The 15,667-nt window shown below is 64.0% G+C and carries 10 protein-coding genes and 1 pseudogene; 2 read left to right on the top strand and 9 right to left on the bottom strand.

Annotation, left to right across the window (positions count from 1 at the left end; genetic code table 11):
- Positions 1 to 12: 12 nt before the first annotated feature.
- Both atpA and A7A08_RS06290 read right to left on the bottom strand, forming a co-directional pair.
- On the bottom strand, positions 13 to 1,542 hold the full coding sequence (atpA, locus tag A7A08_RS06285; protein WP_069094628.1) for a F0F1 ATP synthase subunit alpha: 1,530 nt from the start codon (positions 1,540 to 1,542) through the stop codon (positions 13 to 15).
- Complete coding sequence (locus A7A08_RS06290) at positions 1,542 to 2,102, bottom strand: F0F1 ATP synthase subunit delta (RefSeq protein WP_069094629.1); 561 nt, start codon at positions 2,100 to 2,102, stop codon at positions 1,542 to 1,544. The genes atpA and A7A08_RS06290 overlap by 1 nt, the downstream gene beginning before the upstream one ends.
- 341 nt (positions 2,103 to 2,443) lie before the next feature.
- Between A7A08_RS06290 and A7A08_RS06295 the strand changes: the two genes are divergently transcribed.
- Positions 2,444 to 4,333: a chloride channel protein gene (locus A7A08_RS06295; protein ID WP_245290832.1), complete on the top strand. Its 1,890-nt coding sequence runs from the start codon at positions 2,444 to 2,446 to the stop codon at positions 4,331 to 4,333.
- Between the two features lie 24 nt (positions 4,334 to 4,357).
- On the opposite strand, the gene A7A08_RS06300 is transcribed toward A7A08_RS06295, so the two are convergent.
- Positions 4,358 to 5,215 carry a hypothetical protein gene (locus A7A08_RS06300; RefSeq protein ID WP_141693868.1) on the bottom strand — a complete coding sequence of 286 codons (858 nt, stop codon included), beginning with the start codon at positions 5,213 to 5,215 and terminating at the stop codon, positions 4,358 to 4,360.
- Between the two features lie 67 nt (positions 5,216 to 5,282).
- Positions 5,283 to 7,469 carry a primosomal protein N' gene (locus tag A7A08_RS06305; RefSeq protein WP_069094631.1) on the bottom strand — a complete coding sequence of 729 codons (2,187 nt, stop codon included), beginning with the start codon at positions 7,467 to 7,469 and terminating at the stop codon, positions 5,283 to 5,285.
- A gap of 91 nt (positions 7,470 to 7,560) precedes the next feature.
- Here A7A08_RS06305 and A7A08_RS06310 point away from each other — a divergent pair, with 91 nt between their 5' ends.
- Positions 7,561 to 8,517 carry a tyrosine recombinase XerC gene (locus A7A08_RS06310; protein ID WP_069094632.1) on the top strand — a complete coding sequence of 319 codons (957 nt, stop codon included), beginning with the start codon at positions 7,561 to 7,563 and terminating at the stop codon, positions 8,515 to 8,517.
- Between the two features lie 169 nt (positions 8,518 to 8,686).
- Here A7A08_RS06310 and A7A08_RS06315 read toward each other — a convergent pair whose 3' ends face one another.
- From A7A08_RS06315 to A7A08_RS06335, 5 genes and pseudogenes are all read right to left on the bottom strand, one after another.
- Positions 8,687 to 9,412, bottom strand: coding sequence for a lysozyme inhibitor LprI family protein (locus tag A7A08_RS06315; protein WP_069094633.1), 726 nt, complete (start codon positions 9,410 to 9,412; stop codon positions 8,687 to 8,689).
- 38 nt (positions 9,413 to 9,450) lie between these two features.
- Positions 9,451 to 10,845: pseudogene (gene lpdA / locus A7A08_RS06320) on the bottom strand (dihydrolipoyl dehydrogenase).
- 25 nt (positions 10,846 to 10,870) lie between these two features.
- Positions 10,871 to 11,296, bottom strand: a complete 426-nt coding sequence (locus A7A08_RS06325; protein WP_069094634.1) for a VOC family protein — start codon at positions 11,294 to 11,296, stop codon at positions 10,871 to 10,873.
- A gap of 14 nt (positions 11,297 to 11,310) precedes the next feature.
- The gene (odhB, locus tag A7A08_RS06330) at positions 11,311 to 12,705 is read right to left on the bottom strand and encodes a 2-oxoglutarate dehydrogenase complex dihydrolipoyllysine-residue succinyltransferase (protein WP_069094635.1); all 1,395 of its coding nucleotides are present in this window, start codon (positions 12,703 to 12,705) and stop codon (positions 11,311 to 11,313) included.
- A 45-nt stretch (positions 12,706 to 12,750) separates the two neighbouring features.
- Entirely contained in the window at positions 12,751 to 15,639 is a 2,889-nt protein-coding gene (locus A7A08_RS06335; protein ID WP_069094636.1) for a 2-oxoglutarate dehydrogenase E1 component, read from the bottom strand.
- Positions 15,640 to 15,667: the final 28 nt, after the last annotated feature.

Here is a 15,667-nt window from a genome sequence, read left to right on the forward strand (position 1 = left end):
CCACTCCTTCTCTTACGAGAAGGCCTTCGCGAACTTGTCGACAGCACCCTTGAGCTGAGCGGTCAGCTCGTCGGAAAGCGCCTTCTTCTCGCGGATCTCGTTCAGGAGATCGGCGTGATCCTCGCGGACGAAGCGGAGGAGCTCGTCTTCGAAGCGGCCCACCTGATCGACCTTGAGATCGTCGAGATAGCCGTTCACGCCGGCATAGATGACGACCACCTGCTCCTCGACCTGAAGGGGCGAGAACTGGGGCTGCTTCAGCAGCTCGGTCAGACGCTCACCGCGCTTCAGAAGGCGCTGGGTGGTGGCGTCGAGGTCGGAACCGAACTGGGCGAAAGCCGCCATCTCACGGTATTGGGCGAGCTCGCCCTTAATCTTGCCGGCGACCTGCTTCATCGCCTTCACCTGGGCCGCGGAGCCCACACGAGACACGGAGAGGCCGACATTCACCGCCGGGCGGATGCCCTGGTAGAACAGGTCCGTCTCAAGGAAGATCTGGCCGTCGGTGATGGAGATCACGTTGGTCGGGATGTAGGCCGACACGTCGTTCGCCTGGGTCTCGATGACCGGGAGGGCGGTGAGGGAGCCGGAGCCCATATCCTCGTTCATCTTCGCCGCGCGCTCGAGCAGGCGGGAATGGAGGTAGAAGACGTCGCCCGGATAGGCCTCACGTCCCGGAGGACGGCGAAGCAGCAGGGACATCTGACGATAGGCCACGGCCTGCTTGGACAGGTCGTCATAGGCGACCAAAGCGTGCATGGCGTTATCGCGGAAGAACTCGCCCATGGCGCAACCGGCGAACGGAGCCAGGAACTGCATGGGGGCCGGGTCGGAGGCCGTCGCGGCGACGACGATGGAGTAATCCATGGCGCCGCGGTCCTCGAGGACCTTCACGAGCTGGGCGACGGTCGAACGCTTCTGACCGACCGCGATATAGATGCAGTAGAGCTTCTTGGACTCGTCGTCGCCTTCGTTGATCGCTTTCTGGTTCAGGATCGAGTCCAGGATGATGGCGGTCTTGCCGGTCTGACGGTCGCCAATGATCAGCTCGCGCTGGCCGCGGCCGATCGGGATCAGGGCGTCCACGGCCTTGAGGCCGGTCTGCATGGGCTCATGCACCGACTGGCGGGGAATGATGCCCGGGGCCTTAACGTCCACGCGGCGCTTCTCTTCCGCCTCGATCGGGCCCTTGCCGTCGATCGGGTTGCCGAGAGCGTCCACCACGCGGCCAAGCAGGGCCTTGCCGACGGGCACTTCCACGATGGCGCCGGTCCGCTTGACCGTGTCGCCCTCTTTAATATTCCGGTCGCTGCCGAAGATAACGACGCCGACATTGTCGACTTCGAGGTTCAGGGCCATGCCCATGATCCCGTCGCCGAAGTCGACCATCTCGCCGGCCTGGACGTTGTCGAGGCCATAGACGCGGGCGATACCGTCGCCGACCGACAGCACCTGGCCGATCTCGGAGACTTCCGCCTCCTGGCCGAAATTCTTGATTTGATCTTTGAGGATCGCGGAGATCTCAGCGGCCTGGATGTCCATCAGCCAACCTCTTTCATGGCGTGCTTCATACTATTGAGTTTGGTGCGAAGTGAGGAGTCGATCATGCGGCTGCCGACCTTCACGACGAGGCCGCCAAGCAGGGCGGGATCGACGCGGGTCGTAAGGCGCACATCTTTGTCGAGAGCGGCTTTGAGCGCCTGCTTCAGCGCCGTGACCTGCCCTTCCTCAAGCTTCGTTGCGGAAACGACTTCCGCGCTCGTCTCGCCGCGATGGTGGGCGGTCAGCGCACGGAAGGCTGCAATCATGTCGGGAGCGGCGAAAAGCCGGCGATTCTTCGTGATGAGCTTCAGGAAGTTGGCGGTCAGGCCTTCGATCTGGATTTTTTCCAGAACGGCCGAGATAGCCTTCATCTGCTCGTCGGCGCCAAAGACCGGGCTTTTGACCAGGCGGACCAGGTCCTCGCTGGCATCGAGCGCTTCGCCGAAGCGGTTCAGATCGGCTTCGGTCTTCTCCAGCGCCTTCTCTTCCTGCGCCAGTTCAAACAGGGCAAGGGCATACCGGCCCGCTACGCCTGTCACTGTCGGGTCTTCGCCTGCCACGTTACACGCTCATTCTTAGCCAGGGGACTGATTTGCTTTTCAGTCCGGTCAATTGTCGCCACGTAAAATCTGGGATTGCCACTTCCGCGTCAACGCGCCCAGCGGACACGCTGAGCGCCCCCGGAAATGCCGGCTTGCCTCTAACATGGCGGGGAGGGGGGCGCAACTTTTGAAGTACCCGAAACGGGGCAGATTGCTTAATAGCGGATTGCTCTCGTATGTCTTTGAGTGCTAACCGGCCTCAAAACGCGCTTTCGGCTCCAAAACGGCGCTGGTGCCGATGGGGACACCATCCCCCGGTTGCGCGACATCGCAGGCTCGGCTCGGCATATGTTGGACGTATGACAAAGGACGAGAAGGACGCGGGCGGAAAAAGCCCAGGCAAGCACAAGCCGGATCAGGAGGACGACGCCTCCGTCTTGCAGCCCTTGCAGACGGACGACACGGTTCCGGCCATGGAGGAGGAGGAAACCCTCCGCATCAGCCTCTGGCTACTCTCGTTCCTCGCCCTCATCGTCGGCGTCGTCACGGGCTTCGGCGCCATTCTCTTCAGGGGCCTGATCGGCGTCATCCATAACGCCTTCTTCTTCGGCACCTTCTCCATCGACTTCGAGCACAACAGCTTCATCCCCGAGAGCCCCTGGGGGGCGGGGATCATCCTGGTGCCGGTGATTGGCGGTCTCATCGTGACCTGGCTGGTCAGCACCTTCGCGCCCGAGGCGAAAGGTCACGGCGTGCCGGAGGTCATGGACTCGATCTATTACAAGTCCGGCATCATCCGCCCTGTGGTTGCGGTGGTGAAGTCGCTGGCCTCCGCCATCTCCATCGGGTCGGGGGCCTCGGTCGGCCGCGAAGGGCCGATCATCCAGATCGGCGCGGCGCTGGGCTCGACCCTCGGCCAGGTGATCACCGTGCCGCCGGGCCAGCGCATCATTCTGGTGGCGGCGGGCGCGGGCGCCGGTATCGCCTCCACCTTCAACACGCCGATCGGCGGGGTGATGTTCGCCATCGAGCTGATGATGCCCGAGGTGAGCGTGCGCACCTTCCTGCCGGTGGCGCTCGCGACGGGCACGGCGACCTTCATCGGACGCTATTTCTTCGGCCAGGATCCGGCCTTCCTGGTGCCGATCCTCTCTCCCGTCGAGGTCGACGCGGCCACGGGCGCACTTCTCCTTCTCTATGCATTGCTCGGCGTGGTGATCGGCGTGGCGGCGGCGGTCTTCGTGCGGGGCCTCGCCTGGACCGAGACGGTGTTCGAGAAGATCGAGGGCCGCTACATCCGCAACATCATCGGCATGACCCTGGTGGGGCTGATGATCTACGGGCTGCATGTCGCCTACGGCCATTACTTCGTGGCGGGGGTCGGCTATCCCACCATCCAGGCGATCCTGGAAGGGAGCATGACCGGCGTCTGGCTGCTGTTGCTGCTGGCGGTCTGCAAGCTGGTCGCCACCTCTCTCAGCCTCGGCGCCGGCGCCTCGGGCGGCGTGTTCTCGCCCTCACTCTTCATGGGAGCCACGGTCGGCGGCGCCTTCGGCGTGGCCATGTCCATCTTGTTTCCGGCGCTGGGGGTGAGCGTGCCCTCCTTCGCCATGGTCGGCATGGGCGCCATGGTGGGCGGCGGCACGGGTGCTGCCATGACCGCCGTCACCATGATCTTCGAGATGACGCGGGATTACGACATTGTCCTGCCCATGATCCTGGCGGTGGCGCTCGCCATCGGCACGCGCCGCATCCTCTCCCGGGAGAACATCTACACCCTGAAGCTGGTGGCCCGCGGACACGTGATCCCCAAGGCGCTCCACGCCAACATGTTCCTGGTGCGCCGGGCGAACGAGATCATGGAGACCGACGTGGTGCTGGCCCCGGCGGACATGACGCTGGACGATTTCCTCGCCCAGCCGCCCCATGATGGAGGCATCCGCCACGTGGCCGTGCGGGACGAGAACCACATCGTCGGCGTGCTCTATATCGACATGTCCTTCCGTCAGGCGCCGGAGAAGGCGACTTCGACCATCACCTTGCGGGACATCGCCCACCGCAACTTCACCATCGTGCGGGAGGACGACATCGTCTTCGACGTGATCCAGCGCATGTGGAAGAAGGAGGCGATGATGGCGCTGGTGATGCGTGGCCGCGGCATCGCGCGGGCCGACAACATCCTTGGCGTGATCACCAAGGAGCATGTGGCGGACAGCGTGGCGTCCAGCGTGAAGGTATATCCAGGGTAGGGGGGTGCAACCCTTCTCTGCCGCTTATGCGGCGGTGGATCGCGTGGCTTTCTCGAACTGGTTGTAGTGCTTGTAATTCTCGTCCGTGAGGATGGAAGGTAAGTTTGAGGGCGAAACGAAGCCGACACGGGTCTCCTCGTCCAGCGTGCTTAGATCTTCTGCGGCCAACCCGAAAAGCTGGAATCCAGTACGAAATCTACAAGCGACTCCGTATACTCCGTCGGTTTCATTGAAATCTTCGCGATACTCGTAGACTTCGAATCTCCTGGAGCCTTGGGACAAAATGTTAGTGGGTCCCAAAATGTTTAGGAGTTCGGGAGGTATCGCCCCAAGGGCGACGAGTTCCTTTGGTCGAAGGAAGCTCAGAACTCCACCCTCCGGACCCAGAATTCGGCCAGCCGCGTGAAAGTAATGGCAGAGTACCGCTTTGTGCGCGAATAGATTCAAGTACTGAAACATCTCTCCAGTAATCGCAAACATACCGCAATCATCTGGTATATCCAGACCCAAACGTCTGTATCGAGACAAATTTTTTATTTTTTCGACAGGACCAATACTCAGCATTTTGGCGTAGAAATCTGGGCGCAATGACCGCAACTTCCGCATGAGTTTCTTGTTGTCGTCTAGCTCCTGGGCGGTCGGCTCGCCGAACCCGATCCTGGCCATAATTCCCGCTAGTAGGTCGGCAACACCGGTTCCCCGATTGCAGTTGTCGCAAGCAGGGACAACGAATTGTTCCGGACGATGAAATTGGTCAAAGAAGTTTGTTGGAGGAAAATGCTCACGCGTTTTTGTCGCGCGAATACCACCACACAACGAGCATTGTGGATGGGCGCGGATCATCTTCTGAGTTGCCGTAGCCTTTTGCTTGGCTTGTCCCAAGAATCGCTCCTGATCTCTCGAAGGTCACGTACACCAAATAGCCGAGTCGGCTTGAGGCAACAACTCGTCACAAAAAGCTATAAGGATCGATATCCACCACAAGCCTCAGATCGGCGCGGGGTTTGGGGGCGTTCTGGAGCCAGAGGCGGATGTAGTTCTGCAGGTCGGCCTCGCGCGCGGCCTTGACCAGTAGTCGGTAGCGGTAGCGCCCGCGGATGATGGCCAGCGGCGCTTCGGCCGGGCCGAGCACCTCGATCTTGTTGGCGGGCGGGGCGGCCCGGGCAACGTCCCGGGCGAAGGTCTCGGCGCGATCGCGAAGGCTCGATGAGATCAGGATGGAGGCGAGGCGGCCGAAGGGCGGCATCTCCGCATCCCGCCGCGCTTCGATCTCCCGGGCCAGGAACGCATCCCGATCACCCTGGACGAGGGCCTGGATCACCGGGTGGTCGGGCATATAGGTCTGGATCAGCCCCTTGCCTTTCACAGCCTCCCGGCCCGCGCGGCCCGTGACCTGACTGAGGAGCTGGAAGGTGCGCTCGGCGGCGCGTGGATCGGCCTGGGTCAGGCCCAGATCCCCATCGACGACGCCCACCAGCGCCAGCCCCGGGAAGTGATGACCCTTGGCGACGAGCTGGGTGCCGATGATGATGTCGGCCTCTCCCGCCTCGATTTCCCGCAAGGTGCGGCGGAGCTCCTCGATCCCGGTGAGCTGATCGGATGAGAGGATGATGCGGCGCGCGTCGGGAAAGCGCTCGGCGATCTCCTCGTCGATGCGCTCCACGCCGGGGCCGCAAGGCGTCAGCGAGTCCTCGGCGCCGCATTGGGGGCATTCCTCCGGCACGGGGATGAAGGTGCCGCAATGGTGGCATTCCAGACGTCGGCGGAAGCGATGCTCCACCAGCCAGGCGGAGCAGTTCGGGCATTCGAAACGATAGCCGCAGCTCCGGCAAAGGGTGAGCGGCGCGTAACCCCGACGGTTGAGGAAGAGCAGCGCCTGCTGGCCATCTTCCAGCGTCTCCTCGACGGCCTTGACCAGGGGCGGGGCCAGCCAGCGCCCCCGCTCCGGCGGACTCTTGCGCATATCGACGGTTTCGATATCTGGCAGGGTGGCCTGGGCGTAGCGGCTCTCCAGCTTGATGTGGCGATAGCGCCCGGCTTGGACGTTCACGATGCTCTCGATGGAGGGCGTCGCCGAGGAAAGGACGACGGGGCATTGGCCGAGATTGCCCCGCAGCACCGCCATGTCGCGGGCCTGATAGGTGACCCGATCCTCCTGCTTGTAACCCTGGTCGTGCTCCTCATCGACGACGATGAGACGAAGATCCGGAAAGGGGAGGAAGAGGGCGGAGCGGGCGCCGACCACGAACTTCGCCTGGCCGTTGGCCACGGCACGCCAGACCCGGCCGCGCATGTTGGAGGTCATGCCGGAGTGCCACTCGGCGGGCTTGGCGCCGAAGCGCCGTTCGCAGCGGGCGATGAATTGGCCGGTGAGCGCAATCTCCGGCATGAGCACCAGCGCCTGTCCGCCGGCCTTCAGAGTTTGCGCGATGGCCTCGAAATAGACCTCCGTCTTGCCGGAGCCGGTGACGCCATCGAGGAGCGTGACGATGAACCCGTCGTCTGTGTTGGCGCACAGCTCCTTCGCAGCGCCCGATTGAAGGTCGGAGAGCTGAACGTTCTCGCCCGTAAGGTCGAAGGGCGCTTCCCATGGATCGGGTAGCACCTCCTGAAGAAGCGTGCCGGTGCTCACCAGCCCGTCGATGACGCCGCCGGACACGCCGGCCATCTCCGCCAGCTCCGACTTCCTGAAGATCATGCCGCTGGCGGCCGCCTCCAGGACGCGGGCGCGGGCGGGCGTCATGCGCTCCGGCTCCGGTCCTCCTGCCCGCACCCCGAAGCGGATGGCCGGCGCTTCGAAGGCTTTGGAGGCGCTCATCATCATGCGGAGCACCATCCCCGGCGGGGTGAGGGTGTAGTTGGCGACCCAGTCGCAGAATCTGAGCGAGATCTCGGGGAGGGGCGGGACGTCATCGAAATGGCTTTCGACGGCGCGGAGCTTGGCCGGGTCCACCGCTCTGCCGCTGCTCTCGTGCCAGACCACGCCGAGGCGCAGGGCCGGTCCGAGGGGCACGACAACGAAGTCGCCCGGATGCAGCTCCGTTCCCTCCGGCACGAGATAGTCGTAGGGCGCAGGCAGGGCGAGGGGCAGCAGAACCGGGACTGTCTTGACGCTGGTCAGGGCTTCGCGACTCATCTCTATGATTAAGCGGGCTTAAGGACTCCTAGCGCATCATGACGGGCAATTCGTCCCTTGCGATATGCGTTAGCGAGATAGGGCCCCTTCGATGGCAGAGAAAACGAAGCGCGCCAATGTGGCGGGTGCTCCGGACGTTCAGGAGGCAGCCGACCGGTGGCTTACGTACCTGGCGGTGGAGCGGCAGCTCTCGCCGAAGACCGGCGAGGCCTATGGGCGCGACCTGGACCAGTTCCTGAGCTTCCTGGCAGGCGAGCTGAACCGTCTACCCGATCTGCACGCCCTGATGGGGTTGAAGCCCCGGGATTTCCGAAGCTTCCTGGCGGCGCGGCGCTCAGAAGATGTGGGGAGCCGGAGCCTCTCGCGGACCCTCTCCGCCTTGCGCATGTTCTTCCAGTTTCTGGAGCGGCGGGGCTACGGCAAGAACGATGCGGTGCGGGCCGTGCAGCTTCCTAAGCTGCCGCACTCCGTGCCGAAGCCGCTGACGGCGCCTAAGGCGACGGCGTTGGTGGATTCAGCCGAGATCGCTGGACCCGACGCGCCGGATTGGGTGACGGCGCGGGATACGGCCGTGCTGACGCTTCTCTACGGTTCGGGCTTGCGTATCTCCGAGGCGCTGGGGCTGACCCGCGAGGATGCGCCGGTCGGCGGGCGGGACATGCTGCGGGTCACCGGCAAGGGCAACAAGGCTCGGGTGGTTCCCGTGCTTTCGGTGACGCGGCAGGCGGTGGAGCGCTATCTCAGGCTCTGTCCGTACCAGATGTCGGCGAGCGACCCGCTCTTTCTCGGCCAACGGGGCAAGCAGCTTTCCCCCCGCATCATCCAGCTGATGATCGCGCGCTTACGCGGGGTTCTGGGCCTGCCGGAGACGGCGACACCCCATGCGCTCCGCCATTCCTTCGCAACCCATCTGCTGGGTGCGGGCGCCGATCTGCGCGCGATTCAGGAGCTGCTGGGTCATTCCAGCCTCTCGACGACCCAGATCTATACTGAGGTCGACCGGGAGCATCTGCTGCGCACCTACGAAGCCGCGCACCCCCGGGCTTGAGCGGTGGTTCTTTTTGGGGCGTGTGCAGCCGGTGCAGACTACTCCCTCTCCCCTGTGGGGAGAGGGCTGGGGTGAGGGGGACGGATCCTACCGGAACCCTTTCTCCCCCTCACCCGAGCGCAAGAGCGCTCGACCTCTCCCCCAGGGGGAGAGGTGAAACGGAAGGGCGCTAAGCGCCGCCGCACATATGCTGGGAGTCGGGGAGCGACCAGGCGCCGCCGGTGCGGATATTGGTCGCCGAGTAGTACTTGCCGCGATCGTCGCCGGGCGGGCAGTCCTCGGGCAGCGCCACCAGACAGATCAGCACCTCGTCGCCGATCTGAGATGCGGCCAGCTCCGGAATATAGTCGTAGGAGACCTGGTAGCCGCCATTGGCGTAGGTCACCGCAGAGCCGTTGCTATCGAGTGGATCTTCGGGCTCGACCAGCTCCTCACCGAAGCGGGTGGTGATGGAGGCGATCTTCGACTTTGTGCATTGGCCGACCTTGCCCGGCATGCCCTTGGTCAGCTTGGCCCCGCTCTCCTCGAACAGGGTGAGCTGGTAGCGGCCGACCCAAGGGGGCAGTGGCACGGTCGCGCCGAAATCCTTGAGCATGACGAGCTGGTCGGCCTGGGCGTTCAGGATGCAGAGCTTGTCCGACCCGCATTGGGCTCGGTTGGCCAGGCTCTGGCGCATCATCGGCTTGGCATCGGTCTGGGCTGTGGAATCCAGCTGGCCGTAGGCGATGGCGACGGCCTGATCCAATTGCGCCAGCTTATCGTCGGCGCAGATGGCCTTTTCGTCGGCCGCCTTGGCTTTTGCACAGTCGAAGCTGGGCTGGGCGGCGTTCGCCGGTGCAGCAGTCATCAGTAAGGCGATGACGAACATCCATGCGGATCCAAGCTTCCAAAGCATCGCGAATTCCCCCCTGCCGCCGGTCCACGCCGGTCGTTCTACATATGAATAGCACGGCCGTCGGCGCCATGGCGGCTTCTTTGATGGCCTCGGTCAGGGTCGGGTGGGCGTGGCAGGTGCGGGCCAAATCCTCGGCCGAGCCACCGAACTCCATAAGAACGGCGGCTTCGGCGATCATGTTGCCCGCGTCCGGGCCCAAGATGTGGACGCCGAGGACCCGGTCGGTCTCCTTGTCGGCGAGAACCTTCACGAAGCGTCGGTGGTGCGGTTCACCTTGGCGCGGCCATTGGCCGTGAAGGGGAATTTGCCGACCGTATATTCGACGCCTTCCTCCTTCAGCTGCTCTTCCGTCTTGCCGACGCTTGCCACCTCCGGCTCGGTGTAGACCACGCTCGGGATGACGTCATAATTCACATGGCCCGCCTGGCCGGCGATGATCTCGGCGACGGCGACGCCTTCGTCCTCGGCCTTGTGGGCGAGCATGGGACCCTTGATGACATCACCGATGGCATAGGCGCCGGGCAGATCGGTGCGGTAATGGCCGTCGACCTTGATGCGACCGCGCTTGTCGGTGGCGATGCCGACATCCTCGGCGCCCAAGCTTCGGTATTGGGGATGCGGCCGATGGAGACGAGGACCACGTCGCAGTCGATGGTCTCCTGCTTTCCGCCCTCGGCCGGCTCGACGGTGATCTTGGCCCCCTTGGCGGTCTTCTCGATGGAGACGACCTTGGTGGAGAGCTTGAACTCCATGCCCTGCCTTTTCAGGATCTTCATGAACTGCTTGCCGACCTCGCCGTCGAGGCCGGGTGTGATGCGGTCGAGCATCTCCACGACGGTGACCTCCGAGCCGAGCCGCCGCCAGACGGAGCCGAGCTCCAAGCCGATATAGCCGCCGCCGATCACCACCAGCTTCTTCGGCACTTTGGGCAGCGCAAGCGCGCCGGTGGAGGAGACGATCACCTCCTCGTCGATCTCGACGCCGGGGATCTTGGCGACCTCGGATCCGGTGGCGATGACGATGTTCTTGGTCTCCAGGGTTTCGGTCTTTCCCTCGCCGGAGGTTACCTCGACCTTGCCTTCGCCGAGGATCTTCGCGGTGCCCTGGAAGGAGTCGATCTTGTTCTTCTTAAGCAGGAACTCAACGCCCTGGACGTTGCCGGCGACGCCCTCGTCCTTGAACTTGAGCATGGTCTTGAGGTCGAGCGTGGGGCTAACCTTCACGCCCATCTCGGCGAACCCGTTGGCGGCTTCGGCATAGGCCTCGCTGGCATGGAGCAGGGCCTTGGACGGGATGCAGCCGACATTGAGGCAGGTGCCGCCATGGGTGGCGCGCTTCTCCACCACGGCGGTCTTCAGCCCGAGCTGGGCGGCGCGGATGGCGCAGACATAGCCGCCGGGGCCGGTGCCGATCACGATGACGTCGTAGGCCATTATTCCGTCCTTGATCCGATCTTCCTCAGCTGCAGGGCAGGAAGGCTTGGAATGCCCAGACATGGCCGAACGGGTCTCTGACCCGCCCGTAGCGCACGCACCATTCCCGCAGATCCTGCACATCAAAAACGACTTCGGCGCCGCTGACGACCGCCCGTTCCACGGCCGCATTCACGTCGTCAACGTTGGGCAGCGTAATGGTCAGGGCGACGCTGGTGGGCCAGTCCTCGGGCGAGAACACCGCGCCGTTGCATTCCGGAACTTCGTCGTGAATCGCGACCTCGCCGCCGTATATCTCCATCCGGGCGTAGCGTACCCGGGTGTTGTCCTCGTCCAGGAGCTTCACGAGGCATTCGGCGCCGAAGGCGATTTCATAGAAGGCGATCGCGTCCAGCCCGCCCAATACGCAAATCTGCGGATAGAGCGGCGGCAGTTTCGGCTGTTCACGCAAGAGTCACTCCAATCTTACAGGTCGAGCAGGAGGCGGACCGGGTTCTCGATTGCTTCCTTGACCTTGACCAGGAAGGTGACGGCCCCTTGCCCGTCTACCACGCGATGGTCGTAAGAGAGTGCCAAATACATCATGGGCCGGGCAACGATCTCGCCGTTCCGCATGACGGGCCGCTCCTCGATGCGGTGCATGCCCAAGATGCCCGATTGGGGGGCATTCAGAATCGGCGTTGAGAGCATGGAGCCGTAAACGCCGCCATTGGAGATGGTGAAGGTGCCGCCCTGCATCTCCTCCATGGAAAGCTTGCCTTCGCGTGCCCGCTTGCCGAACGCGCCGATGGTCTTCTCGATCTCGGCCAGGCTCATGCGGTCGGCGTCCCGGATGACGGGCACGACGAGGCCCTTCTCGGTGCCGACGGCGACGCCGACATGGTAATAATCCTTGTAGACGATGTCGGTGCCGTCGATCTCGGCGTTGACCTCGGGCACTTCCTTCAGGGCGTGGCAGCAGGCCTTCACGAAGAAGCCCATGAAGCCGAGCTTCACGCCGTATTTCTTCTGAAACGCGTCCTTGTACTCGGAGCGCAGGGCCATGACCTCGCCCATGTCCACGTCGTTGAACGTGGTGAGCATGGCGGCGGTGTCCTGGGCGCTCTTGAGGCGCTTGGCGATGGTCTGCCGCAGACGCGTCATGGGCACGCGCTCTTCGCGCTCGGCGTCTTCCAATGCCGATGGCTGCCGCGGCGGGGGCGCGTCCTTGGTGTGCTCGCGGGAGAGGATCTCGGTGACCGCGTCGCCGCCCGCGCCGTTTCCGGACGATTGGCCGCCGGCCTTCGCACGCATCACGTCCTCCTTGAGGACCTGTCCGCGCCTTCCCGTGCCCTTCACCTCATTTGGCTGCAGGCCCGCCTCCTCCAATGCCTTCCGGGCGGCAGGGGACGGCGGCATGTCGGTGCCCTCGTGCTGGGAAATGCCGCTGGCGGCTTCTTCGCGCGGGCTCGGCTCCCTCTTGAGAGGCGCTTCGTTCTCGTTGGCGGCCTTGTCGTGCTCCTTCGGCTCCGGGGCGGGTTCGGATTTGCCGTTACTCTTTGGCTCGCTTGTGGCCGCGCTCTCGGGCTCGCCCTTGATTTCGCCCTCGGTTTCGCCCTTGGCTTCGGCCGGGGCGGTCCCTTCCCCCTCGCCGATCGAACCCAGCACGGCGCCGACCTCGACGGTGTCGCCGGGATTGGCAGAGATCTCGGAGAGCACGCCGGCCGACGGCGCCGGGACCTCTACGGTGACCTTGTCGGTCTCGAGCTCCACCAGGGGCTCGTCGGCGTTCACCGTATCGCCAGCCGATTTGAACCATTGTCCGACCGTCGCCTCGACGACGCTTTCGCCCAATGCCGGTACGCGGATTTCTGTGGCCATGGCCTCGTTCCGTTGTTGTTTTCGTTCCGCTTCGTGTCTTGCCGCTCAGCCCAGCGCTTCGTCCAAGAATGTTTCGAGCTCGTGCATATGCTTGCTCATCAGCCCCGTGGCGGTTGCCGCCGACGCCGCCCGCCCGGCATAGCGGGGACGGGTGTGCTTCGCCTCGACATGCTGCAGCACCCATTCGAGATTGGGCTCGATGAAGCTCCAGGCGCCCATGTTGCGGGGCTCTTCCTGGCACCAAACCATCTCAGCTTGGCGGAAGCGTGAAAGCTCCTGAAGCAGCGCGCGGGCGGGGAAGGGGTAGAGCTGCTCGATGCGGAGCAGATAGACGTCGCGGATGTCCCGCTTCGCCCGCTCCTCGTAGAGATTGTAATAGACCTTGCCGGAGCAGAGCACGACGCGCCGGATCTGGTCGTCCGGCACGAGTGTCATCTCCTCGTCCTTGCCGCTCTCGGCATCGTCCCAGAGCACGCGGTGGAAGGTCGAATCCGGGCCGAATTCCTCGATGCGCGAGACGGCGCGCTTGTGGCGCAGCAGCGATTTCGGCGTCATCAGGACGAGTGGTTTGCGGAACTGGCGATGGAGCTGGCGGCGCAGCACGTGGAAATAGTTCGCCGGCGTGGTGCAGTTGCAGATCTGCCAGTTGTCCTCGGCGCAGCTCTGGAGATAGCGTTCGAGGCGCGCCGAGGAATGCTCCGGTCCCTGGCCCTCGTAGCCATGGGGCAGAAGCAAGACCAGGCCGGACATGCGAAGCCATTTCCGCTCGCCCGACGAGATGAATTGATCGATGACGACCTGGGCGCCGTTGGCGAAGTCGCCGAACTGGGCTTCCCACAGCACAAGGGCATTCGGTTCGGCCAGGCTGTAGCCGTACTCGAAACCCAGCACCGCTTCTTCCGACAGCATCGAGTTGATGACCTCGAAGGTGCCCTGCTTCTTGGAGAGGTGTCTCAGCGGCGTGTATTTCTTCTCGTTCTCCTGGTCCATCAGCACCGAATGGCGCTGGGAGAACGTGCCGCGCTCCACGTCCTGGCCGGAGAGGCGGACGCGATAGCCTTCCAGGAGGAGGGTGCCGAAAGCCAGTGCCTCCGCCATGGCCCAATCGATCTTCTCGCCGTCCTCAACCATCTTGCGGCGGCCCTCGAGGATACGGGCGATGGTCTTATGAGGGTGGAAGGTCTTGGGATAGGAGGACAGCTTTTCGCCCACCTCGCGCAGCACGTCGAGATCGACGCCGGAGGTGCCGCGGCGGGCGCCTTCCTCGGCCAGGCTGATGCCGGACCATTTGCCGTCCAGCCAGTCGGCGCGGTTGGGGCGATAGTTGTCGGCGGACTCGAACTCTTCTTCGAGGCTGACGCGGAAGGCTTCCTTCATCTCCTCGACCTGCTGGGGCGTCAGGAGACCTTCGTCGACCAGCTGCTTGCCGTAGACCTCCATCACGCGGGGATGCTTGCGGATGCGCTGATACATCAGGGGCTGGGTGAAGGCCGGCTCGTCGCCCTCGTTATGGCCGTGGCGCCGATAGCAGAACATGTCGATCACGACGGGCTTGCCGAAGAGCTGGCGGAACTCGATGGCGAGCTTGGTGACGTAGACGACAGCTTCGGGATCGTCGCCGTTCACATGGAAGATCGGCGCATCGATCATCTTCGCCACGTCCGAGGGGTAGGGCGAAGAGCGCGCGAAGCGGGGCGCGGTGGTGAAGCCGATCTGGTTGTTGACGATGAAATGGATCGAGCCGCCGGTGCGGTGGCCGCGCAGGCCCGAGAGGCCGAAGCATTCCGCTACCACGCCCTGACCGGCGAACGCCGCATCGCCATGGAGGAGAAGCGGCAGCACCTTGCGGCGCTCCTTGTCTCCGAGCTGGTCCTGCTTGGCGCGCACCTTGCCGAGCACCACGGGATCGACGATCTCCAGGTGGGACGGGTTGGCGGTCAAAGAGAGGTGGACCTGATTGCCGTCGAAGGTGCGGTCCGACGATGTGCCCAAATGATATTTGACGTCGCCGGAGCCTTCGACCTCGTCGGGATGGGCCGAACCGCCCTTGAACTCGTTGAAGATGGCCCGGAACGGCTTGCTCATCACGTTGGACAGGACGTTGAGCCGCCCGCGATGGGGCATGCCGATGACGATCTGTTCCAGGCCGAGCTGGCCGCCGCGCTTGATGATCTGCTCCAGCGCCGGGACCATGCTCTCGCCGCCGTCGAGGCCGAAGCGCTTGGTGCCGGTGTATTTCACGTCCAGGAAGCGTTCGAAGCTCTCGGCCTGGATCAGCTTGTTCAGGATCGCCTGCTTGCCCTTCTCGGTGAACCTAAACTGCTCGTGCTCAACCTCCATGCGCTCCTGAATCCACCGGCGCTGCTCGGGGTCGGAGATGTGCATGTATTCCGCGCCGATATGCTGGCAGTAAACCTTCTTCAGGATGCCGAGGATCTGTCGGAGGGTGCCGGTCTTGAGGCCGAGGAGGCCGCCGAGATAGATCGGGCGGTCGTAATCGGCTTCCGTGAAGCCGTAGGTGGCGGGCTTCAGCTCCGGATGCTCTTGGCGCGTGGTGAGCTTGATGGGATCCAGATCGGCGACCAGATGGCCCCGCTGGCGGTAGGAGCGGATCAGCTGGGCGGCGCGCAGCGTGTCGTTCGCCGCTTCGGTCGGGGTCTCGCCGGCGGGAAGAGCCGGGCCCGGCGCAGCAGCCGGGAGTTGCGCCGAGGGCTCCTCGAAGACGCCGCCCCGGCGCCCCCAGGAAGGGCCTTCGGCTTCGCGGAGGACCGCGTCGCCGTCGTCTCCCAGATCTTCGAAGAATTGCCGCCACTCGGCATCCACCGCGCCTGGATCGCGCTTATAGCGGGCGTAGAGCTGCTCCATATAGGCGGCATTCGCGCCATGGAGGAACGACGTGCGGGCGAAAACGTCGTTCAATGGATGCCTGGTCATCAACCTTACCTTGCCGGACGAATCCCTC

Source organism: Methyloligella halotolerans, from assembly GCF_001708935.1.
Classification (GTDB): domain Bacteria; phylum Pseudomonadota; class Alphaproteobacteria; order Rhizobiales; family Methyloligellaceae; genus Methyloligella; species Methyloligella halotolerans.

Excerpts from the sequence above, each read along its gene's own strand:
- atpA (WP_069094628.1), bottom strand. The coding sequence starts at position 1,542 with ATGGACATCCAGGCCGCTGAGATCTCCGCGATCCTCAAAGATCAAATC.
- A7A08_RS06295 (WP_245290832.1), top strand. The coding sequence starts at position 2,444 with ATGACAAAGGACGAGAAGGACGCGGGCGGAAAAAGCCCAGGCAAGCAC.
- A7A08_RS06305 (WP_069094631.1), bottom strand. The coding sequence starts at position 7,469 with ATGAGTCGCGAAGCCCTGACCAGCGTCAAGACAGTCCCGGTTCTGCTG.
- A7A08_RS06310 (WP_069094632.1), top strand. The coding sequence starts at position 7,561 with ATGGCAGAGAAAACGAAGCGCGCCAATGTGGCGGGTGCTCCGGACGTT.
- A7A08_RS06315 (WP_069094633.1), bottom strand. The coding sequence starts at position 9,412 with ATGCTTTGGAAGCTTGGATCCGCATGGATGTTCGTCATCGCCTTACTG.
- odhB (WP_069094635.1), bottom strand. The coding sequence starts at position 12,705 with ATGGCCACAGAAATCCGCGTACCGGCATTGGGCGAAAGCGTCGTCGAG.
- A7A08_RS06335 (WP_069094636.1), bottom strand. The coding sequence starts at position 15,639 with ATGACCAGGCATCCATTGAACGACGTTTTCGCCCGCACGTCGTTCCTC.